Annotated in this window: 17 protein-coding genes; 5 read left to right on the forward strand and 12 right to left on the reverse strand. The window is 61.0% G+C overall.

From position 1 onward, the window contains the following. Positions 1 to 104 precede the first annotated feature (104 nt). From hpnH to dxs, 3 genes are read right to left on the reverse strand one after another with little or no spacing between them, the layout of a single operon-like run. A complete protein-coding gene (hpnH, locus tag HMPREF9696_RS01290; protein ID WP_002711126.1) occupies positions 105 to 1,298 on the reverse strand; it encodes an adenosyl-hopene transferase HpnH in 1,194 nt (397 codons plus the stop codon). 6 nt (positions 1,299 to 1,304) lie between these two features. Beyond that, on the reverse strand, positions 1,305 to 2,264 hold the full coding sequence (gene ispH / locus HMPREF9696_RS01295; RefSeq protein ID WP_002711127.1) for a 4-hydroxy-3-methylbut-2-enyl diphosphate reductase: 960 nt from the start codon (positions 2,262 to 2,264) through the stop codon (positions 1,305 to 1,307). A gap of 22 nt (positions 2,265 to 2,286) precedes the next feature. Further along, a complete protein-coding gene (gene dxs, locus HMPREF9696_RS01300; protein WP_002711128.1) occupies positions 2,287 to 4,203 on the reverse strand; it encodes a 1-deoxy-D-xylulose-5-phosphate synthase in 1,917 nt (638 codons plus the stop codon). 213 nt (positions 4,204 to 4,416) lie between these two features. Between dxs and hpnN the strand changes: the two genes are divergently transcribed. Beyond that, entirely contained in the window at positions 4,417 to 7,005 is a 2,589-nt protein-coding gene (gene hpnN, locus HMPREF9696_RS01305) for a hopanoid transporter HpnN (RefSeq protein WP_040301060.1), read from the forward strand. An 87-nt stretch (positions 7,006 to 7,092) separates the two neighbouring features. On the opposite strand, the gene HMPREF9696_RS01310 is transcribed toward hpnN, so the two are convergent. After that, entirely contained in the window at positions 7,093 to 7,662 is a 570-nt protein-coding gene (locus HMPREF9696_RS01310) for a DUF2147 domain-containing protein (RefSeq protein ID WP_430642276.1), read from the reverse strand. A 159-nt stretch (positions 7,663 to 7,821) separates the two neighbouring features. On the opposite strand from HMPREF9696_RS01310, the gene hpnO reads away from it, so the two are divergent. Next, positions 7,822 to 9,213, forward strand: coding sequence for an aminobacteriohopanetriol synthase HpnO (gene hpnO / locus HMPREF9696_RS01315; RefSeq protein ID WP_174309467.1), 1,392 nt, complete (start codon positions 7,822 to 7,824; stop codon positions 9,211 to 9,213). Positions 9,214 to 9,287: 74 nt separating this feature from the next. On the opposite strand, the gene HMPREF9696_RS01320 is transcribed toward hpnO, so the two are convergent. The 4 genes from HMPREF9696_RS01320 to HMPREF9696_RS01335 all read right to left on the reverse strand — a co-directional run bounded on the left by HMPREF9696_RS01320 (position 9,288) and on the right by HMPREF9696_RS01335 (position 13,531). After that, positions 9,288 to 9,524: a hypothetical protein gene (locus HMPREF9696_RS01320; RefSeq protein ID WP_002711132.1), complete on the reverse strand. Its 237-nt coding sequence runs from the start codon at positions 9,522 to 9,524 to the stop codon at positions 9,288 to 9,290. Positions 9,525 to 9,722: 198 nt separating this feature from the next. Beyond that, on the reverse strand, positions 9,723 to 11,816 hold the full coding sequence (locus HMPREF9696_RS01325) for a TRAP transporter permease (protein ID WP_043923886.1): 2,094 nt from the start codon (positions 11,814 to 11,816) through the stop codon (positions 9,723 to 9,725). Positions 11,817 to 12,017: 201 nt separating this feature from the next. After that, positions 12,018 to 13,172, reverse strand: coding sequence for a TAXI family TRAP transporter solute-binding subunit (locus HMPREF9696_RS01330; protein ID WP_002711134.1), 1,155 nt, complete (start codon positions 13,170 to 13,172; stop codon positions 12,018 to 12,020). A gap of 137 nt (positions 13,173 to 13,309) precedes the next feature. After that, on the reverse strand, positions 13,310 to 13,531 hold the full coding sequence (locus HMPREF9696_RS01335; RefSeq protein ID WP_002711135.1) for a biotin/lipoyl-containing protein: 222 nt from the start codon (positions 13,529 to 13,531) through the stop codon (positions 13,310 to 13,312). Between the two features lie 162 nt (positions 13,532 to 13,693). On the opposite strand from HMPREF9696_RS01335, the gene HMPREF9696_RS01340 reads away from it, so the two are divergent. Continuing rightward, a complete protein-coding gene (locus HMPREF9696_RS01340) occupies positions 13,694 to 15,250 on the forward strand; it encodes an acyl-CoA carboxylase subunit beta (RefSeq protein ID WP_002711136.1) in 1,557 nt (518 codons plus the stop codon). 93 nt (positions 15,251 to 15,343) lie between these two features. Here the strand turns inward: HMPREF9696_RS01340 and HMPREF9696_RS01345 are convergent, their stop codons facing one another. Next, entirely contained in the window at positions 15,344 to 16,963 is a 1,620-nt protein-coding gene (locus HMPREF9696_RS01345; protein ID WP_002711137.1) for a GMC family oxidoreductase, read from the reverse strand. A gap of 164 nt (positions 16,964 to 17,127) precedes the next feature. On the opposite strand from HMPREF9696_RS01345, the gene HMPREF9696_RS01350 reads away from it, so the two are divergent. Together HMPREF9696_RS01350 and HMPREF9696_RS01355 are read left to right on the forward strand one after the other, a co-directional pair. Beyond that, positions 17,128 to 18,303 (forward strand): M20 aminoacylase family protein, encoded by a 1,176-nt coding sequence (locus HMPREF9696_RS01350; RefSeq protein WP_002711138.1) that lies wholly within the window; start codon positions 17,128 to 17,130, stop codon positions 18,301 to 18,303. Positions 18,304 to 18,407: 104 nt separating this feature from the next. Further along, positions 18,408 to 18,911, forward strand: a complete 504-nt coding sequence (locus HMPREF9696_RS01355; RefSeq protein ID WP_002711139.1) for a YciE/YciF ferroxidase family protein — start codon at positions 18,408 to 18,410, stop codon at positions 18,909 to 18,911. Positions 18,912 to 18,989: 78 nt separating this feature from the next. Here HMPREF9696_RS01355 and HMPREF9696_RS01360 read toward each other — a convergent pair whose 3' ends face one another. From HMPREF9696_RS01360 to HMPREF9696_RS01370, 3 genes are all read right to left on the reverse strand, one after another. Beyond that, a complete protein-coding gene (locus HMPREF9696_RS01360; RefSeq protein ID WP_002711140.1) occupies positions 18,990 to 19,643 on the reverse strand; it encodes a flavin reductase family protein in 654 nt (217 codons plus the stop codon). Between the two features lie 137 nt (positions 19,644 to 19,780). Continuing rightward, complete coding sequence (locus tag HMPREF9696_RS01365; protein ID WP_002711141.1) at positions 19,781 to 21,220, reverse strand: UdgX family uracil-DNA binding protein; 1,440 nt, start codon at positions 21,218 to 21,220, stop codon at positions 19,781 to 19,783. Next, on the reverse strand, positions 21,220 to 22,452 hold the full coding sequence (locus tag HMPREF9696_RS01370) for a putative DNA modification/repair radical SAM protein (protein ID WP_002711142.1): 1,233 nt from the start codon (positions 22,450 to 22,452) through the stop codon (positions 21,220 to 21,222). The genes HMPREF9696_RS01365 and HMPREF9696_RS01370 overlap by 1 nt, the downstream gene beginning before the upstream one ends. Positions 22,453 to 22,500: the final 48 nt, after the last annotated feature.

The following is a 22,500-nucleotide window of genomic DNA, read 5'->3' on the forward strand; positions in this document are numbered from 1 at the left end:
ATAGCGCAGGGATCGGCAGACGCAAGGGCAAGCCGATTGCGATCACCAAAAAAGAAAAAGGCGCGGGCAATGCCCGCGCCTTTTGATTTGAATGCGATCCGAAATCAGGCCGCCGTCGACGCGCTGGTCGCTGGAGCGGCCTGCTTTGCGGCTTCGAGCTTTGCGGCCTTGTCAGCCGCAGCCTTGGCTTCATCCGCGCGAATTTCCGAAAGGCGCTTCTGCACTTCCGACGAGAACACGTACTGCGCCGGGCGCTGCTTGCTGAGATCGATTTCCGGCGCCATCGGGCCCTCGGTCTTGATACCGAACATCGCGACCTTCAGCGCCTTCAGGGGATTGCTCACCGCTGCGTTGGCGGCGGTCGGCTCGTAGCCGCAATGCGCCATGCAGTCGGCGCACTTCTCGTACTTGCCGGTGCCGTAGGTGTCCCAGTCGGTGGTGTCCATCAACTCCTTGAAGGTCTTGGTGTAGCCTTCACCGAGCAGGTAGCAGGGCTTCTGCCAACCGAAGATGTTGCGGGCAGGCATGCCCCATGGCTCGCACTCGAAATTCTGGTTGCCGGCCAGGAAGTCCAGGAACAGGCCGGAGTGCATGAAATTCCACTTCTTGCCCTTGCCGAGCGCGAACACGTCACGGAACAGCTTCTTGGTCTTGGTGCGGTTCAGGAAGTGCTCCTGATCCGGCGCGCGCTCATAGGCGTAGCCGGGCGACATCGAGACGCCGACGCCAAGCTCGGTGGTGAAGTCCAGGAACTTCGCGATCTCCTCGGCCGGGTGGCCGTCGAAGATGGTCGCATTGACGTTCACGGTGAAGCCGCGCGCCTTCGCCGCCTTGATCGCGGAGACGGCTCGGTCGAACACGCCCTTCTGCGACACGGCCTTGTCGTGGTGGTCCTTCAGGCCATCAAGATGAACCGAGAAGAACAGATAGGGCGAGGGCTCGAACAGGTCGAGCTTCTTTTCGAGCAGCAACGCGTTGGTGCAGAGCGAGACGAACTTCTTGCGCGCCACGAGGCCGCGCACGATTTCGCCGATCTCCTTGTGGATCAGCGGTTCGCCGCCTGGAATGGCGACCATCGGAGCGCCACACTCGTCGGCGGCGTCCCAGCATTCCTGCGCTGTCATGCGGCGATTCAGGATCGCATCCGGATAGTCGATCTTGCCGCAGCCGACGCAAGCGAGATTGCAGCGGAACAGCGGCTCCAGCATCAGCACCAGCGGGTAGCGCTTGCGGCCAAGCAGCTTCTGCTTGACGAGATACGAGCCGATCTTGATCTCTTTGAAAAACGGTATCGCCATGAATGTTTATCTTTCTTGCATCACGGGAGAGAGGCGCGGCTGACGCTGCGTCAGTTCGGCCGGCAGTCTGAATTCGATATTTTCCTCCCGGCCCGGCAGCACGGACACTGAGACCGGTCCGATTCTCCGCAGGGCGTCAATCACATCGTCCACCAGCACCTCCGGCGCCGAAGCGCCTGCGGTGATGCCGATGGTCGTCGCGTCTTTCAACCATTCAGGATTGAGCTGGCTGCCGTCGGCGATCAGATAGCTCGGGACACCCACTTCGGTCCCGATTTCGCGGAGGCGGTTGGAGTTGGAGCTATTGGTCGCGCCGACCACCAGAATGACGTCGACGAGCTTGCTGAGGTCTCGCACCGAAGACTGGCGGTTTTGTGTCGCGTAGCAGATGTCGCGGGTGTCCGGACCTTCGAGGTCCGAGAAACGGTCTTCCAGCGCCGCGATGATGTCGCGGGTATCGTCGACACTCAGCGTGGTCTGGGTGATGTAGGCCATCGGCTCGTCGCTCGGCAGGTCGAGCGCGGCGACGTCTTCGACGCTTTGAACGAGGATCACGGGGCCGGGGACCTGTCCCATGGTGCCGACCACTTCCGGGTGACCCTCATGGCCGATCAGGACCAGCTTGCGCCCCTTGGAGACGTAGCGCTTGCCTTGATTGTGAACTTTCGTGACCAGCGGGCAAGTGGCGTTGAGGACCGGAAGGCTGCGGGCCGCGGCCTCTTCCTCGACGCTCTTGGCGACGCCGTGGGCGCTGAACACCGTGATCGCGTTCGCAGGCACTTCGTGCAGGTCTTCCACGAAAACCGCCCCCTTGGCCTTCAGGCTTTCGACCACGTACTTGTTGTGCACGATCTCGTGGCGGACATAGACCGGCGGGCCATACTTCTCCAGCGCGCGTTCGACGATCTCGATCGCGCGCACGACCCCCGCGCAGAAACCGCGCGGCTGTGCCAGCAGGATTTTCATCTCCTGCTTGTGGGTCACAGGACTAAGCAAGCTGCACCGCGCTGATCTCGCCTTCGCGGCCGAGCGCCTCGAAGACGCGCGTCACGATGCCCTTGGCGTCAAGACCGGCCTTTGCATACATCGCAGCCGGCGAGTCCTGGTCGATGAACGTATCCGGAAGAACCATGGAGCGAACCTTCAATCCTTTGTCGAGTGCGCCGTTCTCCGCAAGAGTGTGCAAGACTTGTGCCCCGAAGCCGCCGATCGAGCCTTCCTCGATGGTGATCAGCACGTCGTGGTCGCGCGCCAGACGCAGGACCAGGTCCGTGTCGATCGGCTTGGCAAAGCGTGCATCAGCCACCGTGGCGGTCAAGCCATGGGTTTTTAGAATGTCTGCAGCCTTGAGCGCTTCGCCGAGCCGGGTGCCGAGCGAGAGCAGGGCGACCGAGGAGCCTTCGCGGACGATGCGGCCCTTGCCGATCTCCAGCGGGACGCCAACCGACGGCAGATCTACGCCGACGCCATCGCCACGCGGGAAGCGAATGGCCGAAGGACGATCGTCGATCGCTGCGGCGGTCGCCACCATATGCACGAGCTCGGCTTCGTCGGCAGCGGCCATCAGGACCATGCCGGGGAGACAGCCGAGATAGGTGATGTCGAACGAGCCCGCATGGGTCGGACCGTCAGCGCCGACAAGACCGGCGCGGTCGATGATGAAGCGCACCGGCAACCCCTGGATGGCGACGTCGTGCACCACCTGGTCATAGGCGCGCTGCAGGAAGGTCGAGTAGATCGCAACGAACGGCTTCAGGCCTTCCGAGGCAAGACCGGCGGCGAACGTCACGGCATGCTGTTCGGCGATGCCAACATCGAATGTGCGGTCCGGGAAGGCTTTGTTGAAAATGTCGACGCCGGTGCCGGACGGCATCGCCGCGGTGATGGCGACGATCTTGTTATCCTTCTCGGCTTCATGCACGAGGCTGTTGCCGAACACCTTGGTATAGGCGGGGGCGTTGGCCTGGGCCTTGGCCTGCTTGCCGGTGGCGACGTCGAACTTGACGACGCCATGGTACTTGTCGGCGGACGCTTCGGCCGGGGTGTAGCCCTTGCCCTTTTCGGTGACGACATGGATCAGGGTCGGGCCAACCTTGGAATCACGCACGTTCTTCAGAACGGGGAGCAGGTGGTCGAGGTTGTGGCCGTCGATCGGGCCGACATAGTAGAAGCCGAGTTCTTCAAACAGCGTGCCGCCCGACAGCATGCCGCGTGCGTATTCTTCGGCGCGCTGCGCGCCCTTCTCGACGAATTTAGGCAGGCGCTTGGCGACCTGCTTGCCGATTTCGCGCAGCGAGCGGTAGGTATTGCTCGACGTCAGGCGCGACAGATAGGACGACATGGCACCGACCGGCGGCGCAATCGACATCTCGTTGTCGTTGAGGATGACGATCAGGCGCGAATCCATCGCGCCCGCATTGTTCATGGCTTCATAGGCCATGCCGGCGGACATGGCGCCGTCGCCGATCACCGCGATGACATTGTTGTTGCCGCCGGACAGGTCGCGGGCCACGGCCATGCCGAGACCGGCCGAAATCGAGGTCGAGGAGTGCGCCGCACCGAAGCAGTCGTATTCGCTCTCCGCGCGCTTGGTGAAGCCGGACAGGCCGCCGCCCTGACGCAACGTCCGAATCCGGTCGCGGCGCTCGGTGAGAATCTTGTGCGGATAGGCCTGATGACCGACGTCCCAGATGACGCGGTCCGCGGGCGTATTAAAAACATGATGTATTGCGACGGTCAGTTCCACGACACCAAGACCGGAGCCCAGATGACCACCCGTGACCGCAACTGCGTTGATCGTTTCCGCGCGAACTTCTGCCGCAACTTGAGGCAGATCGCTCTCTTTCAGCTTGCGAAGATCGGCGGGCGACTTGATTGCGTCGAGCAATGGGGTCGATGAGGTCATACCAAGGCTTCCAATGCGACTGTGGAACAAGACGTGAACATTTTGCAGTGTAGCATTATTGCAGCTATTCAGCAGTAGTTCTGAGGAACTGCTGGCTAATTGCCACTATTGTGTGACTTAAGGGCACCGTTTGAGGCATCAGTAAGTTAACCGCCTGCATCCCCCGCAGTTGCCTTTACCCCAAGCTGGTCGCCAGAAATAGAAAGAAAACCTGTGCTGACAAGGACTATTGTATCGCTTGTTCGTTTCTGCACGCGCCATGCATGGCTGGTCCTCGTGGCCGGCTTGGCTCTGGCTGCGGCGGCGGGCGTCTACTCCCACCGGAACTTTGCCATCAATACCGATGTTGCGAAGCTGATTTCCCCCGATCTGGACTGGCGAAAGCGCGAAATTGACTATGAAAAGGCCTTTCCAGGCCGAAATGACTCGATTCTGGCCGTTGTAGAGGCCCCGACGCCGGAATTGACCCGGCAGGCCGCCGACGCCCTTGAGAAGAAGTTGCAGCCACAGACCGACAGGTTCATTTCCATCCGCCGGCCGGGCGGGGGCGCCTTTTTCGACAATAACGGACTTTTGTTCCTGCCGACCTCCGAGGTGGCCAAACAGACCAGCCAATTGGCCTCGGCAGCACCGATTTTCGACATCCTGGTGGACGATCCCAGCCTGCGCGGCCTGACCGGCGTGCTGGAGTTCGGCCTCGCCGGTGCGGCCAGGGGGCAGTATTCGCGTGACTCCATGGCGAGGCCGCTCAACGAGGTCGCGGATGCTGTCGAAAAGGTGCTGGCGGACAAGCCCGCTCCGTTTTCGTGGCGGGAGCTTTCCAGCACCGAGCCGCTGACGGATGCCGACAAGCGGGCCCTGCTCCTGATCCGGCCGGTTCTCGATTTCAAGGCGCTGGAGCCCGGCGGCGCGGCCACCGATGCCATTCGCAAGGCGGCTGTAGACAGCAACCTCGCCAAGGACTTCGGCGCCCGCGTCCGCCTGACGGGGCCGGTGCCCATCGCGAACGATGAATTCTCGACGGTGCAGGAGGGGGCGCTCTTCACCCATGGCGGCACCGTGCTGATCGTGCTGTTCATCCTGTGGTGTGCGCTGAAATCGTCCAAGATCATCGGCGCCGTGTTCGTCACCCTGATCATCGGATTGTCGGTCACCACCGCCGTTGGCCTCATGCTGGTGGGGGCGTTCAATCTGATCTCGATCGCGTTCTTCGTGCTTTTCGTCGGCCTCGGCGTCGATTTTGGCATTCAGTACAGCGTAAGATACCGCGCCGAACGTCACGAGATCGACAGTCTTGATCCTGCGCTGGAAAAGGCTGCGGAATACTCCGCCGTTCCATTGACGCTGGCGGCGGTCGCGACCGCGGCTGGCTTTCTGTCGTTCCTGCCAACCGACTACAAGGGCGTGTCGGAGCTCGGAAAGATCGCCGGTGCGGGCATGATCATCGCGTTCATCGCGGCGATCACCGTGCTGCCGGCATTGCTGAAGATTCTGAATCCTCCCGGCGAAGCGGAGCCGCTTGGCTTCAAGTTTCTCGCGCCGGTGGACCGGTTTCTTGAGCGGCATCGCGTCGGCGTGGTGGTGGCGACGCTTGGCGTGGCCGTGCTCGGGCTGCCACTGCTGTATTTCCTGCAGTTCGACTTCAATCCGATGAACCTGCGCAGCGCGAAGGTCGAGTCGGTTGCGACCTATCTCGATCTGCGCCGCGATCCAAATACCGGCACCAATGCGGTCGAAGTGCTGGCGCCTTCGGTCGCCAAGGCAAAGGAGATTCAGGCAAGTCTCGCGAAACTTCCCGAAGTGTCGCGAACCATTTCGCTCGATACGTTCATCCCGGACGATCAGCCCGCCAAGCTCGCGATCATTCGCAAGGCTGCGGCGCAGCTCAATCCGATCCTGAACGAGACCCCGCGCGGCACGGCACCGTCGGATGAGGAAAATGTCGCTGCCCTCAAGGGCTCTGTGGAAAGCCTGCGCAAGACCGCCGGCGACGACAAGGGCCCGGGGGCTGTCGCTGCGCGGCGGCTCGCCGATGCCCTCGCCAAACTCGCGCAGGCCAGCAAGACGATGCGCGACAAGGCCGAGGCCACCTTCATCTCGCCGTTGAACGTCGCGCTCGATCAGGTGCGCGGCCTTCTCAAGGCGCAGCCGGTGAGCATCAAAACCCTTCCGCCGGACATCCTGCATGACTGGACTGCGGCAGATGGCCGGACGCGCGTCGAGGTTCAGCCCAAGGGCGATCCCAACGATAACGATACGTTGCGCACGTTTGCCGCCGCTGTGCTGAAGGTTCAGCCCGAGGCGATCGGCGGGCCGATCTCGATTCTGAAATCCGGCGACACCATCGTCCGGGCCTTCATTCATGCGGGTTTCTGGGCGCTGCTGTCGATTTCGATCCTTCTGTGGATCGTGCTGCGCCGGATCGGCGACGTGCTTCTCACGCTGGTGCCGCTGGTGCTGGCAGGCGTGGTGACGCTCGAGATTTGTGTGCTGATCGGACTGCCGATGAACTTCGCCAATATCATCGCATTGCCGCTGCTGCTCGGCATCGGTGTGGCGTTCAAGATCTACTACGTCACCGCGTGGCGGGCCGGGCAGACCGATCTGCTGCAGTCGAGTCTGACGCGGGCGATCTTCTTCAGCGCGATGACAACCGCGACAGCCTTCGGCAGCCTGTGGCTGTCGAGCCATCCCGGTACATCAAGCATGGGCAAACTGCTGGCGCTGTCGCTGGTCACCACGCTCGCCGCGGCGGTGCTGTTCCAGCCGGCGCTGATGGGGCGTCCGCGCGATCATAAATAAATGCGATCCGATCGGCTGGATCGGATCGCATTTGAATTGTTGCCTGTGTTTCTGCGCTGAACCGGCTTCCGGTTCGGCGCAGACGCTTTAGCGGGGCGCGTTGGCGATTTCCGGGATCAGGCAGATGTCGGCATGTGCGGCGTCAGGTGTGCCTGCTTTTGCTCCGGCCTTTGGTGCTGCGGTCTTGGGGGCGCCGATCGGGGTCGGGAAGGGCGCGGCGCCACCCTTGGCGGCAGGAGCCTTCTGGCCTTGCGCCGCCGGGGACGCATTGTCGGTCACGCGGGTCCAGGTCTGCCCGCCGCAAAGAATCATGGCGACGCAGCCTTCGACGCGAAGCGAATTGGGCGATTTGAGCTGGATATTGGCGTCGTATGTCTTGCCGCTGGTGGCGTCGTAAATCTGGCCCTCCCACTTGTCCTTCTCGTCTTCCGCCTTCTTCATGTTCAGAAGAACGGGGATTCCGAGGGTCAGACGTGTCCGCTTGGCCTTGTCGGGGTTCTTGCTGTCGATGTTGCCGGGAATCTTTTCGGAGGCAATGACCCCCCAAAGCCTGGAATTGCAGTCAACGATCCGAATCGTCGCCTTGTCTTCCTCGACCTTCCATTCACCCAGCGGCTCGGCGGCTGAAGCAGCACCGGCCGCGGCCAGCAAGAACATTCCACTAAGCGCTATCTTTCGCATGAATCCTCGCGTGCATTGCAACTAACTTAAACACAAAAGCCGTCCGCAGTTCCAGAATTGACAAAAGGACGCATACACTAATTTCAGTCACTAATTTCAGTTGACTAGACGCCCGGCAAACGAAGTATGTATGACATCATGCAGTCAAATCTAGACATTTCAGAGATGTTCGCGGATCGCCAATTCCAGCGTAACGCTCTGCATACGCGGTATCTGAACGAACAGCTCGTCCGCGTCCTCAAGACCATCGGTTACGATGTGGGCTTTCAGCGCGGGCAGGGCCAGTATCTGTTCGACCGGGACAACGACCGCTATCTCGACCTCCTCAGCGGGTTTGGCGTCTTCGCACTTGGCCGCAACCATCCGGCCGTCAAGAATGCGCTCAAAAGCGTCCTCGACAGCGATCTGCCCAATCTCGTTCAGCTCGATCTGTCGACGCTGGCGGGTATTCTCGCCGAGCGCCTGATCGCGCATGTGCCTTATCTCGACAAGGTGTTTTTTGCGAATTCAGGGACGGAATGTGTCGAAGCTGCGATCAAGTTCGCGCGCGGCGCGACGGGCCGCACCGGCATCGTCTATTGCGATCATGCCTACCACGGGCTGTCCTACGGCTCATTGTCGCTGACCGGCGACAAGAATTTCCGCGACGGATTCGGCCCGCTGCTGCCGGATTGCACGTCGATTCCGTTCAATGACCTCGCGGCGCTTGAGAAGGCGCTGTCCTCGCGTCAGGTCGCGGCCTTTATCGTCGAGCCTATTCAGGGCAAGGGCGTCAACATGCCGGACGATGGCTATCTCGCCGGGGCGGCCGCGCTGTGCAAGCGCTATGGCACGATCTTCGTCGCGGATGAAATCCAGACCGGCATGGGCCGCACGGGACGTTTCCTCGCGGTCGAGCACTGGAATGTCGAACCCGACATGGTGCTGCTGTCGAAGTCGCTATCCGGCGGTCATGTGCCGGTCGGCGCGGTGCTGACGCGCAAGGCGATCTTTGACAAGATTTTCGACCGCATGGACCGCGCGGTGGTGCACGGATCGACGTTCTCCAAGAACGATCTGGCTATGGCCGCCGGCATCGCGACACTGGAAGTCCTCAAGCAGGAGAAGGTGATCGAGAATGCGGCGGCGCGCGGCGACGAGCTTCTGTCGAATCTGTCCGCGATGATTCCGCGCTACGAACTGCTCAAGAATGTTCGTGGCAAGGGGCTGATGATCGGCGTCGAGTTCGGACCGCCGAAATCGCTCAAGCTGAAGGCGTCATGGACGATGCTGGAAGCGGCGAGCAAGGGCCTGTTCTGTCAGCTCATTACCATCCCGCTGTTCAAGGATCACAAGATCCTCAGCCAGGTGTCCGGCCATGCCAGCCACACGATCAAGCTGCTGCCGGCGCTGACGATAAGCTCGGATGACTGCAACTGGATCACCAATTCGTTCGATCAGGTGATCGAGGCAAGCCATCGCGTCCCCGGCGCGATCTGGTCGCTGGGCAAGACGCTGGTCGATAACGCGGCAAGAAAATCGGCCTGACCAAGAAAATCAGCCTGACCGGAGTCAAGCTGATCGGATTGGCTTATTCGAGATCATCGGGAAAAGTGCGCGGCTTACTGGCCGTGGCTCTTGAGAACAGCGTCGCACCGCTTGCTGATTTTGGCGCGGTGCGCCTGCAGGCAGCCGAGAATCACAAAATCACCCTCGTTCATCACGGAGCGGCAGTGGCGCGAAACGTCAGGCGCGCAGGCCTTCTGCTCGTCCGGTGTTCCACCGCGCTGCGGAGCTTGCGCGAAGGCGCCAACCGTTGCCGAGACGAGGAGAGTGGTCGCAAGAAGTGCTTTGAACATCGTTATCCCTTATCAAGATTCAGCGTTCGACTTGGCTGGACTATAGGTCGAACACACCAGAACGCCAGATACAAGTCATTCGCGCCGGGATAAGGGCAGAGTATTTCGTCAGGGTGTGGCGAAGATGCACGGCTTCCTTGCGAGGCAACATGAGTGACCACGAACAATTGCCACAATTCGCCGGTGCGCCGGGGATTCCTAGCCCGGCGACAGTGTCCTTGGCGGAAGCGGGTTCCGCCGGAGCAGAACCAGAGCAACGATCACGGTCGGAACCAGAATGGCGGCGCCCAGAATAGCGATCTGCACTGGCGAGATCGGCATGATGCCGCCGCCGGGCGTGGCGATGATGAAGCCGCCGATCACCAGCAGCACCCGGATCGGCCACTCCAGCGCTCCCGCCCGCCGCAGGTTTCCGACAAAAGCCTGATAACCCTGAATGCCGCCGCAGATGAACAGCGTGCCGATTCCCGCCATCGCGATCAGGCGAAGCGCCTCAAGATAGGGCGCGTTGCCCTGCAGAACGAGCGCTGGATTCATGACGAAGAAGAAGGGAAGGAAGTAGATGATGCTGCCGACCCACATCGATTCCCATCCGGTCTTCATCGCGGGTGAGCCCGCAATGCCGGCTGCGGCGAACGAGGCAATCGCCACGGGCGGCGTGATCGACGACAGCATGCCCCAATAGAAGATGAACATGTGCACGGCCATCTTGTTGAGGCCGGCCTTCTCGAGCGCGGGGGCAACCAGAATGGCGAGGAAGATGTAACAAGCGGTTGTGGTGAGGCCGAGCCCCAGGATCAGGCTCGTGAACGCGCACATCACCAGCAGCAGGATCGCATTGTCTCCGGCCAGGCGCAGCAGATCATTGGCAAGACTGGAGATGACACCGGTCATCGAGAAGGCGCCGATGAGAAGTCCGCAGCCCGCAAGGATGCCGGCCAGCTCGACGAAGGTGCGTCCATTGACTTCAAGGAACTTGCTGATGGTTGCGAAAGTCCAGCGCGTATCTTTCGAGAAAAACTGATTAAGCACCAGCAGAAGGGCCGTCGCATAGAACGGCGCATGGCTCTCGCGTTTGAAATAGAGCAGCATCACGATCAAAAGCGCGATGACAAAGACGTAGTACCAGCCTTCCTTGACGGTGTCCCATACGCGCGGCAATTCCGAGCGCGGAATGCCTGCAAGGTTGTGACGCGCGGCGTAGGAGTCCACCTGCATGAAGAGGCCGAGATAATAAAGGCCCGCCGGGATAACGGCGGCGAGCGCGACTTCGGCGTAGCTGACATTCAGGAACTGGGCGATCACGAACGCGGTCGCGCCCATCACCGGAGGGGCGAGCACCGCGCCGGTCGAGGCGCAGGCCTCAATGGCGGCGGCATAGGACGCACGGAAGCCGCTCTTCTTCATCACCGGAATGGTCATCGTGCCTGCGGTCAGCACATTCGAGATGATCGAACCGGACATCATGCCGAGCAGGCCGCTGGCGAAAATGCAGACCTTGGCGGCGCCGCCACGGAATGTGCCGCAGAGTGCGAAAGCGATGTTGATGAAAAACTTGCCGGCGCCGGTCATCATCAGCGCCGTGCCGAACACGAGGAAGCCGATCACCGTGTCTGCAAACGCCTGAATCGGAATTCCGAGCAGGCTTTCGCCGGACAGGACGTGATAGGCGGTGGCCTGTTCAAGGGTCGATTGCGTTCCACGGAACGGCCCGAGCCAGCTTGCATCGGCGAACAACGGATAAACGGTGAAAGGCAGGACGCAGAGCAGCAGACTCCAGCCGCCGGTGCGCCGAAGCGCCTCCATCAGCAGCGCCCACATGATCAGACCGCTGACGATCACCGGCTGGGGAGCGCCGGCGAATTCCCATCCCAGCGCGGCTGCCTGCCGAATGTTCGCCATCAGGTAAATGGCAGCGCAGAATGTGACGACGAACAGAATGATATCGTACCACGGGATGCGATCGAGCGAGGCTGTCTCCGATCCTGGAAAGATCAGGAACGTAAACGGCAGCATCAGCGCGATCAGCAGATAGAAGTATTCGGTGTTGAGCTGGGTATATCCGACAAAGAAGCGAAGGGCGAACTGCTGATTGATGCAGAGCAGGATCGTCGCGGCCGTTGCAATGACGAGTGTCCAGCGCCATCCGCCGCGGAGGGCGCGGACTCGCGTGACCTCGGCCTCCTGCAGTCCGCCGGTGCCGGCATGCGGGTCGTCAAACACGACTCTCTTCTGCGCCGACTCAATGGTCGCCGCGGTGGAGTTTTGGTTGCTATCGGACGGAGCTGACATAAGCGATACCGGAAGTGAGAGGTTGGCGGCGTCCGCATAGCGGGATCGAAACACCGATTCTAACATTCGCATTCCACATCAGCGGAACTTCTCGCGAATGTTAAAATCGGTGCACTGTCGAATACAAGTGGCTGGCAGGGCCGATCCGGCGCTCGCCCCGCGGGCTGTTGTGATCCCGCGGCGGCGAATGTCAGATTCGTCTTAGTCGAACCCGTTCGGCAGGTTGGCCTTGGCGAGCGCGGCCTTGCGTGCCGCCATCCATCCGGAGAGGAATGCTGCAGGCTCGCCCGGTGCGCTGGCGGTGTTGTAGGCCTTCCATGCGTCGGCCAGCACGCCCTGACGCTTGATCAGGTCGTTGTTGTACTTCTCGTCCGCATCGGTCCACTGGCCGGCTTCCTTCAGCGCCTTGGCAGCGCCCGGATGATACGGAATCACCCACTGCTTGGTTTGCTTCTTGACGTCGAGGCCCGACGCGCCCGGGGCGGAATCCTTGTAGCCGTCATAGCCGCTGATCATCGCCTTGGTCAGCGCGTAGATCTGATCGACCGACTGCGAAGCGTAGGTTGTCGCGATCGGATAAGGATACGCGGCGAGTTTCAGCGGAGATGCCGGGGTGATGCCTGCACCGCACGTCGTAACATGCGGGTTGAAGAATGCGCCGACTTTCTTGACGCGCTCCCATGCCGCCTTGTCCTCCGGCGGAAGCTCCGGCCAGACCAGACCGCGCGGCGAGGTTTCGACCTCCTTGGCGGGACCGGTCACCGTCGAAGCGAACGCGCCGTCGGCGTCGTTGTTGACGAGGCCCTTCCACATGGCGCCGTAGCTCGCGAACTCAACGATCTTGACATCCTTCTGGGTCAGGCCGCCGTAAGCGATGATCGCAAGCGCATTCTGGTTGAGCGCGGGCGAGCCGACCACGAAGCCGAGGCGCTTGCCCTTGAAGTCTTTCCATTCTTTCACGCCGGTATCTTTTGCGACGCCGACCGACAGACCGTTGCAGTCCACCGTCGAGAGAGTCATCTGCAGCGCCTGCGGACCCCATTCCTTGACGCCGAATTCAAACACGCCTTCCTGCGCGAAATAAACGCCGGTGCCCATCCAGGCGAGGACCGCGCGGTTGGTCCGCAGCGGAGCCAGGCGCGCGACGTCGTTGCCGGCAGGCAGCACGCGAACGTCGGAACCGTATTTGTCTTTAAGAACCTTTCCGACGCCCACGGCGATGTTGAAGCCGGACGTGCCGGTATCATAGGCGGTGAACGCCATCGTCGGCGGAAGTTTGATGTCCTGAGCGAGCGCTGGTGCAGCCGCTGTGCCCGCGAGGAACAGAGCCGCAATGGTTGTGATCTTTTTCTTCATGATATCCCCTCCATATTGCTTTCGCTGTGCGAAACGCGCTTTTGATTTTGCCGGATCATGTCATCGTGCAGGAGCGAGTGCAACGCCTGCAAGCCGACTAATGTGGACTGGACAGATTGTCGCGGAATCGTTGTCTGTCACGCTTCGAGCGTGGCGACCGTCTGACCTTCAGCAACCACGTCGTCGACATTGACGAGAATCGATTTGATTGTTCCTGCGGCAGGCGATGCGACCGGAATTTCCATCTTCATGGCTTCAACGACAACGACGTCATCGCCCGTTCCGACATCGCCGCCGGCGCTGACTGCAATCGCGCAAACGCGCCCGGCGACTTCGGTGATGATCTTGATTTCGGCCATTCCGCTTTCTCCATCCGCTTAGAGCAGAGCACGCACGCTCTGCAGGCGCGGCTTCTTTGTTGTGACGAAAGATTGCCCGGGGTAGCGTGTTCTGCAAGTGGAAACTTTATTCCGCAGAACAGAACGGGAGCGCGTTCGCAGTGCGCACGCGAGGAAGACACGATGAACTGGAAGCCTGAACTTGACGAGCTCGCGCGGCGCGAGGCTTTTGCAAAGGAAATGGGCGGCGCCGACAAGGTCAAGCGACAGCACGATCAGGGCCGGCTCACCGTGCGCGAACGTATCGACAAGCTGGTCGATCCGAAAACTTTTCACGAGGTCGGCGCGATCTCGGGCATTGCCGAATATGATGAAAAGAACGAGCTGAAGACGGTCACGCCGGCGAACTGCGTGTTCGGCCGCGGCACGGTCAATAATCGGCCTGTCGTGGTGGTCGGTGACGACTTCACGGTGCGCGGCGGCTCTGCCGATGCGTCGATCTCCGCGAAGCCGACCATGGCGGAGCAGATGGCACACGATTTCCGGCTGCCGATCATTCGCGTGATCGAAGGATCAGGCGGCGGCGGCTCGGTGAAGACCATCGAAACCAAGGGCGCGGCGAATCTGCCCGGCGGCGTCGGCGGCACCACCTGGTACTGGTACACGACCACCAACATGGCGCGCGTGCCCGTGGTCGGACTGGGTCTCGGTTCTGTGGCGGGTCTTGGCGCCGCGCGCCTTGCAGCGAGCCATTATTCTGTGATGACCAAATCATCCGCGATGTTTGTCGCGGGCCCTCCGGTGGTGGCGCGTCTGGGACAAGCGCTCGACAAGCAGGAGCTTGGCGGCTGGCAGATTCAAACCAAGTCGGGTGCCGTCGATCACGCGGTCGACACCGAGGAGGAAGCGTTTGAATGCGCCCGCAAGTTTTTGTCGTATCTGCCGTCGTCGGTATTCGACCTGCCGCCAACGACTCCCTGCAACGACGATCCGGAACGTGCCGATGAAGCGCTGCTGAATGCCGTGCCGCGCAGCCGCAAGCAGGTCTACAAGATGCGGCCCATCATCGAGTCGGTGGTGGACAAGGGATCGTTCTTCGAGATGGGCCAGAATTTCGGCCGGTCCATCATCACGGGATTGGCGCGCCTGCAAGGGCGGGCAGTCCTGATACTCGCGAGCGATCCATTTATCTATGGAGGATCGTGGGCGGCTGATACCTGTCAGAAAGTGGTGCGCGCAGTCGATCTTGCGGAAACATTCCACTTGCCGGTGGTCTATCTGATGGATTGTCCCGGTTTTTCGATCGGACTTGACGCCGAGAAGACGGCGACGATCCGTCATGGCGTGCGGGCGATGACGGCGGTCAACCAGACGACGGTGCCGTGGTGCACGATCATCGTACGCAACTCCTTCGGCGTTGCGGGTGTCGTGCATCAGCCGGCGGGACGGTTCTCGATGCGCTATGCATGGCCCTCGGCCTATTGGGGGTCGCTGCCGCTCGAAGGCGGCATCGAGGCTGCTTATCGCGCGGATATCGACGCGGCGGAAGATCCCAAGGCGAAACTCGCCGAGATCGAGGACCGGCTCAACAAGCTGCGTTCGCCGTTCCGCTCGGCCGAGAAGTTCTGGGTCGAGGAAATCATTGATCCGCGAAAGACGCGCTCGCTGCTGTGCGAATTCGCGCGTCTGGCCGAGCCGCTGCGCACGCCCGGCGTGGCGAAGATGGCATTGCGGCCGTAATCTCATCGTCATTGCGAGGAGCGTAGCGACGAAGCAATTCAGCGCTTGTTCTAAAGAATGGATTGCTGCGCTTCGCTCGCAATGACGAGAACGCTACCGCCCATCCTCAGCGATCATGGCCGCGCCTTTCTCGGCGATCATCGCGGTGGGTGTGTTGGTATTGCCCGATGTGATCGTCGGCATCACCGACGCATCGACCACGCGCAGTCCGCTCAGGCCATGAAGGCGCAGGCGTTCGTCGACCACGGCGAGGGGATCGCTGGCGCTGCCCATCTTTGCGGTGCCGACCGGATGGAAGATCGTGGTGCCGATATCGCCCGCCGCCTTCGCCAGCGCGGCGTCATCGTCGCCGACGGACGGGCCGGGGAGATATTCGCTCGGATGATAGGCCGCGAGCGCGTGCTGCTTCATCAGCCTGCGTGTGACGCGAATGGCGTCGGCGGCGACCTGCCGGTCGTCCGCTGTTGACAGATAATTCGGCGCAATCGCTGGCGCCTGATCTGGCGCACCGGATTTGATCCGGATGGTGCCGCGCGAACTCGGCCGCAGGTTGCAGGCGGCGATGGTAATCGCCGGAAACCGATGCAGCGGTTCGCCGAATTTATCCAGTGACAGCGGCTGGACATGAAACTGGATGTTGGCGCGCTCCTGCCGCGGATCGGAGCGGGTGAAGATGCCAAGCTGCGAGGGCGCCATGGTCAGCGGACCGCGTCGGCGCAGGAGATAATCTACGCCCATCCAGCCGCGGCGGAACAGATTGTAATAGGTCTCGTTCAGCGTGCGCACGCCCTCGACCTTGTAGATCGCGCGCTGCTGCAGGTGATCCTGCAGGTTGCGGCCGACGCCTTGACGATTCAGCACGGTGTCGATGCCGAGCGGCGACAGCCATTCCTGCGGGCCGATGCCGGAGCGATGCAGCACTTGCACCGATCCGATCGAACCGGAGCAGAGGATGACTTCGCCGCGGGCGCGCGCCTCGATCGTTTCGCCACCCTGGGAGAAGCGCACGCCCACGGCGCGCCCGTTCTCCACAATCAACTTGTCAACCAGCACATTGGTTTCGAGCCGCAGGTTCGGCCGCGACAGCGCGGGCTTCAGGAATCCGCGCGCCGATGACCAGCGCCGTCCGCGCTTCTGGTTGACATGGAAATAGCCGATGCCTTCGTTATCGCCGGTGTTGAAGTCCGGCGTCTTGCGAATTCCCATCTCACTCGCGGCTTCGGCGACAGCATCGAGCACTTTCCATGACAGGCGCGGCGCCTCGATCCGCCAGCCGCCGCCGACCCCGTGATGTTCGCTTTCGCCGAGAAAATGATCTTCGAGCTTCCTGAAGGCGGGGAGCACATCGTCCCAGCCCCAGCCGGTCAAGCCAAGCTGCCGCCAGTGATCGTAATCCGCTGCCTGGCCGCGCATGGAAATCATGGCGTTGATCGCGGACGAGCCGCCGATCACCTTGCCGCGCGGATAGGCCAAGGCGCGGCCGTTGAGGCCCGCCTCGGGTTCGGTCTTGAACATCCAGTCGGAGCGGGGATTGCCGATGGCGAACAGATAGCCGACCGGAATGTGAAACCAGATCCAGTTGTCCTTGCCGCCAGCCTCCAGAATCAGCACCCGATTGCGCGGATCCGCCGAAAGACGATTGGCGACAATGCAGCCCGCGGTGCCCGCGCCGACGACGATGTAGTCGAAATCACCCTCAAGCCGTTTCGCCATTCCCTGCGCTTCTTTCGTTAAATTACAGATTTTTCTTCTTATGACCTCGGGCGGGGCGGCCTGTACAGTCCGATCCTGTGCAATTGACGCTTGCACGGATGTTGGGTCGGCCACTGGCCCGTGCTAGCGTTATGTCGTTCCATGCCGTTACGAGGTTTGCCGCCGTGCCCATTCTCAACCGCATCGCCGATTTGCAGCCCGAAATCATGGGATGGCGGCGCGATCTGCATGCGCACCCGGAACTGATGTATGACGTTCACCGCACTGCGGCATTCGTGGCCGATCGGTTGCGTGAATTTGGCTGCGACGAAGTCGTGACGGGCCTTGGACGTACGGGTGTTGTCGGTGTCATCAAAGGACGCAAGCCGGTCAATGATGGCGACGTGAAAGCGGTTGGCCTGCGCGCGGACATGGATGCGCTGCCGATCGAGGAAGAAACCGGCGTCGCCTACCGCTCCACCGTGCCTGGAAAGATGCATGCCTGCGGTCACGACGGCCACACCGCGATGCTGCTGGGCGCGGCGCGCTACCTCGCCGAGACGCGAAATTTCGCCGGCGATGCGGTGATGATCTTTCAGCCCGCCGAGGAAGGCGGCGCGGGCGCCGAAGCCATGATCAAGGACGGCCTGATGGACCGTTTCAAAATTGATCAAGTTTATGGCATGCACAACTCGCCGGGCATGCCAATCGGGACATTCGCCACCCGCGTCGGCCCGACCATGGCGGCGACCGATCACATCAACATTCATATTGAAGGGCTTGGCGGGCACGCCGCGCGTCCGCACAAGAGCATCGACTCGGTGCTGATCGGATCGCAACTCATCACGGCGCTTCAGTCGATTGTGGCGCGCAGCGTCGATCCGCTGGATGCGGCGGTTCTCTCGATCTGCGAGTTTCATGCGGGCAATGCCCGGAATGTCATTCCGCAGACTGCTGAATTGCGCGGTACCGCGCGGAGCCTGACGCCCGAGGTGCGTGACCTGATCGAGCAGCGCGTGCAGGAGGTCGTCGACGGCGTGGCGAAATTGTCGGGTGCGAAGGTCACGCTGGATTACGAGCGCAGCTATCCGGTGCTGGTCAATCATCCTGCCGAAACCGGCATCGCCGCGCGGGTCGCGAGCGATATCGTCGGCGAGAGCAATGTCAGTTCCGAAATTCCGCCGGTGATGGGGGCGGAGGACTTCGCCTACATGCTCGAAGCGCGGCCAGGCGCCTTCATCTTTATCGGCAACGGCGACAGCGCCGGATTGCATCACCCGGCTTACAACTTCAATGATGATGCCATTATTTACGGCTCATCCTACTGGATCAAACTGATCGAAACCCAGCTCGCCAGCTGACCGGCGCGGAACCTTTCTTTTCAACTCAGGGCGGGAACACGGCGGAACGCTTCGCGTTGGGAGGCGGGAAATATCCCGTCACCCCAAAACGGAGCGAGAGCGCCATGGCCACTGCAAAAGACAAGGATCTCAACGATCTGTTTCTCGATACCCTGAAGGATATCTACTTCGCCGAGAAGCACATCCTGAAAGCGCTTCCCAAGATGGCGAAGGCCGCCCAGTCGGACGAGTTGCGTGCCGCCTTTGAAAAGCATGAAGGCGAGACCGAGGGACAGGTGGAGCGGCTGGAACAGATTTTCGAGCTGCTCGACAAGCCCGCGCGGGGGAAAACCTGCGATGCCATCATGGGCATTCTCGACGAGGGCAAGGAGATCATGACGGAGTACAAGGGCACCGAAGCCCTGGATGCCGGGCTTCTGGCCGCGGCGCAGGCCGTCGAACACTACGAGATTTCCCGCTATGGAACCCTCAAGGCGTGGGCCACCAAGCTCGGCATGAAGGACGCGGTGAAGTTGATCGACGCAACGCTTCAGGAGGAGAAAAACACCGACGAGGCGCTGACCGGTCTGGCGCTGGCTGCGGTGAACTCAGAGGCGATGGCCGCCTAATCATCGGTATCTCAGGCGACGAAGCGATCCGGGTCACAGGTCTGGATTGCTTCGTTGCCGAGCGTCGCGATGTTGGGTTCATGATCCGTGAAATGCCGGATGGCTGCTTCCGGGCGGGCGGTCCATTTCAAACATCCTGTCCTGGGTGACCTCGACATAGTCGCCACCGCGGCCCGCGCGCAGAATTGGATGGGGCTGGGCAGTCTGATAGACGCCGTCCTTGATGAGTGTCTTGTCAATATAGACAGCAACCACTTCGCCAAGGATCAGCCATCCCTGTACCGGCTCACCTGTGTGGGTCTTGAACTGAACCACTTCCGTGACCTTGCATTCCATCGCCGCCCGGCTTTCGGCGACGCGCGGAACCTGAACAAAGCGGCTTGGCGCCTTTGTCAGTCCGGCAACCTCGAATTCATCGACTCCTCGCGCAAGCGGTGCCGACGTCGCATTCATCCGGTCGCCAAGATCCCTGGTTACCAGATTCCAGACGAATTCCCCGGTCTCCGAGACGTTTTGAACGGTATCCTTCCAGGAGATGGATGCGAATCCGAGGATCGGCGGATCGTAGTTGAATGCGTTGAAGAAGCTGTATGGCGCGAGATTGATCTCGCCGTTGGGCGTTCGCGATGAAATCCAGCCGATCGGCCGCGGAGCAATAATGGCGTTGAACGGATTGTGCCGGAGTCCATGCCCTTTCGCCGGCTCATAAAAGTGCATGTCGTGCAGGTCCATTCGTCCGCTCCATGGGTGAGCCAGCAACGGGAATCCGTGCGCGGCAAAACCGATCATAGGCGATAAGTTCAAAAATAGAACTGAAATTTAGAGGGGCCGGGTTCGGCAAGACCCTGAGGGCGCCGGCTGTGCTGAGGTCAGGCGGCCTTCAGTTTATTCAGGAACGACGCCGCCAGTTTCAGGTCTTTTACGAAGTTGGCGTATTCGCGCTCCTTGGCGTCCGCATCCGGCAGCCGCAACAGATAGGACGGATGCACCGTCACCAGCGCCTTGGCTTCGCCAAGATCAATCAGGTGGCCGCGGTTTTTGCCGATCGGTGTGATCTTGCCGAACACACTTTGTGCAGCGGTTGCGCCCATCGCCACCACCAGTGCGGGTTTGATCGACGCCAGTTCACGCTCGTACCATGGACGGCAGGCCTTGATCTCCAGTGTGTTCGGCTTCTGATGCAGGCGGATTTTTCCGCGCGGCACGAATTTGAAATGCTTCACTGCATTGGTGACGTAAACCTTGTCGCGCTCAATACCGGCTTCTTCCAGTGCGCGGTTGAGCATGGCTCCGGCGGGACCAACGAACGGTTTGCCCGCAAGGTCCTCCTTGTCGCCGGGCTGCTCGCCTACCAGCATGAGGGATGCGTGTGCGGGCCCTTCGCCGAACACAGTCTGCGTCGCGTCCTTCCAGAGATGGCACGCACGGCAGTCGGCCGCTTCGTGACGCAAGGCAGCAAGAACCTCGGGCTTGATGTGCGCAGGGTTTGCCATCGCCAGTTGCTCCTTTCTCTGCCGCGAAGAACGCGGCGCGGGCGCTTCCTGCCTGATCATCCGATCGGTCCTGCGTTCAGCTTGTGCGATCAAGGGATCAATCAACGAAGCCTCGGGGAGGTTCCGCCAGTATTTCTTCGGCATCTCCGCTTGCATGGCTTTGATCTTCAATCGCGCCGGATTGAAGATGTTGGCGTAGTAGGTCCGCCAGATATCTTCCAGAGGATCGTTGGACGGGCTGTCGGATTTGACCGCGCCCTCGGTAAAGACGGTTTTGTGTCCATCCCAATGCGCGCAGCGATCCGGAGTAAGAATCGACCATCGCATGTCGGCGAAGCGCCGTTCGAAAAACGGCGCGGCGAGTTCGACGATGTGGTGCGACGGTTCGAACCATGCAACGAAGCGGAAGTCGTCATCACGGCCGAATTCCCGGAAACGGACGAACGCATGCATCTTGTGCTCGTCGCGGCGGACCTCCTTGGCAAGCCCATGAATGCGCGCCACGTCCGCATCCGTCAGCACATTCATCAGGCGAGGCTGCTGCCGCAGCCGCACCAGCAGCCTGTAAAGACATGCAAAGCGTTCAGGGTCGCGGTTGAGAATTGCGAGTTTCGCAAGGTCGACGAACGTCGCCGGAACGCTGAATGTGCAGTCAGGATCGACGGCGGGTAGTGCGGACGCGCCGAACAGTTCTGCATCGCGGCTGGCGACAGTCCAGGTTACGTCATTGGGCGGGATGTCATTGAGAGCCAGTGCGCGTGCTGCTTCACGCCATCCTCTAAAGTCGGTCTCTGATCCGAGGGTAACGACGTGCATCAGAATGCAAAACTCTGCTGGGTCGGAGGAGGGCGAAACAGTTCGATCAAGCGGTTGCTGTCGAGATGCTTGGCGGACGGTTTGTGATCGGAAAGAACAATAAAGGGGAGTGTCTTGTTCCGCGGCACATGCAACCGCGCCAGATCTGCGGCGCGCAGATGCGTGACGCGCCGGGCCATAATGATGCGATCCACTGTTTTTACGCCGAAGCCCGGAACGCGCAGCAGGTCTTCACGGCTTGCGCGGTTGACATCGAGCGGAAACCGGTCGCGATGGCGTAGCGCCCATGCGAGCTTTGGGTCGATGTCGAGCGGCAACATGCCGCCTTCGAGCGGGTCGGTAATCTCGCCGATATCGAAACCGTAAAAGCGCATTAGCCAGTCCGCCTGATAAAGCCGATGCTCGCGCACCAGCGGTGGCGCTGTCACAGGAAGGTTTCGGCTCGCGTCCGGGATCGGGCTGAACGCTGAATAATAGACACGCTTGAGTCTGTAGGAGCCATAAAGATTGGCGCTGGTTTCCAGAATGGTCTGATCGTTGGAACTGTCAGCGCCGATAATCATCTGGGTGCTTTGGCCCGCAGGTGCGAAGCGGGGCGCGTGTCTGTGTTTTTTCGTCTCGCTCGCTTCGTCGAGTTTGAGCCGCAGCCGTCCCATTGTCCGGCGGATGGCGCGGACATCCTTTTCCGGCGCGAGTTTCGTCAGGCTGGTTTCGGTCGGGACTTCGATATTGATGCTGAGACGATCGGCATATTTGCCGGCTTCGGCGATCAGCGCGTCGTCTGCCTCCGGGATGGTCTTGAGATGAATATAGCCGCGGAAATGATGATCCTCACGCAAGGACCGCGCCACGCGCACCACCTGTTCCATGGTGTAGTTCGGGCTGCGGATGATGCCGGACGAGAGAAACAGGCCTTCGATATAATTGCGCCGGTAGAAATCCAGCGTCAGCTTGACGGCTTCCTCCACCGTGAAACGTGCGCGCTGCACGTTCGAGGAGGCGCGGTTGATGCAATAAAGACAATCGTAGTTGCAGGCGTTGGTGAGCAGGATTTTCAGCAGCGAGATGCAACGACCGTCCGGGGCATAGGAATGGCAGATGCCCATGCCGGGCGCGGTCGACCCCATGCCCTTGCCGTCGCGGCTGTCGCGCTTTTCGGTCCCGCTGGATGCGCAGGAGGCATCGTATTTGGCGGCGTCGGCCAGAATTTCGAGTTTTCGCTGCACATCCATGGGTGAATCCCGTTGTTTTCATTGCGGAAAGAGGATTCTTGAGAGTCC

Origin of the sequence: Afipia clevelandensis ATCC 49720 (genome assembly GCF_000336555.1) — a bacterium.
GTDB lineage: Bacteria > Pseudomonadota > Alphaproteobacteria > Rhizobiales > Xanthobacteraceae > Afipia > Afipia clevelandensis.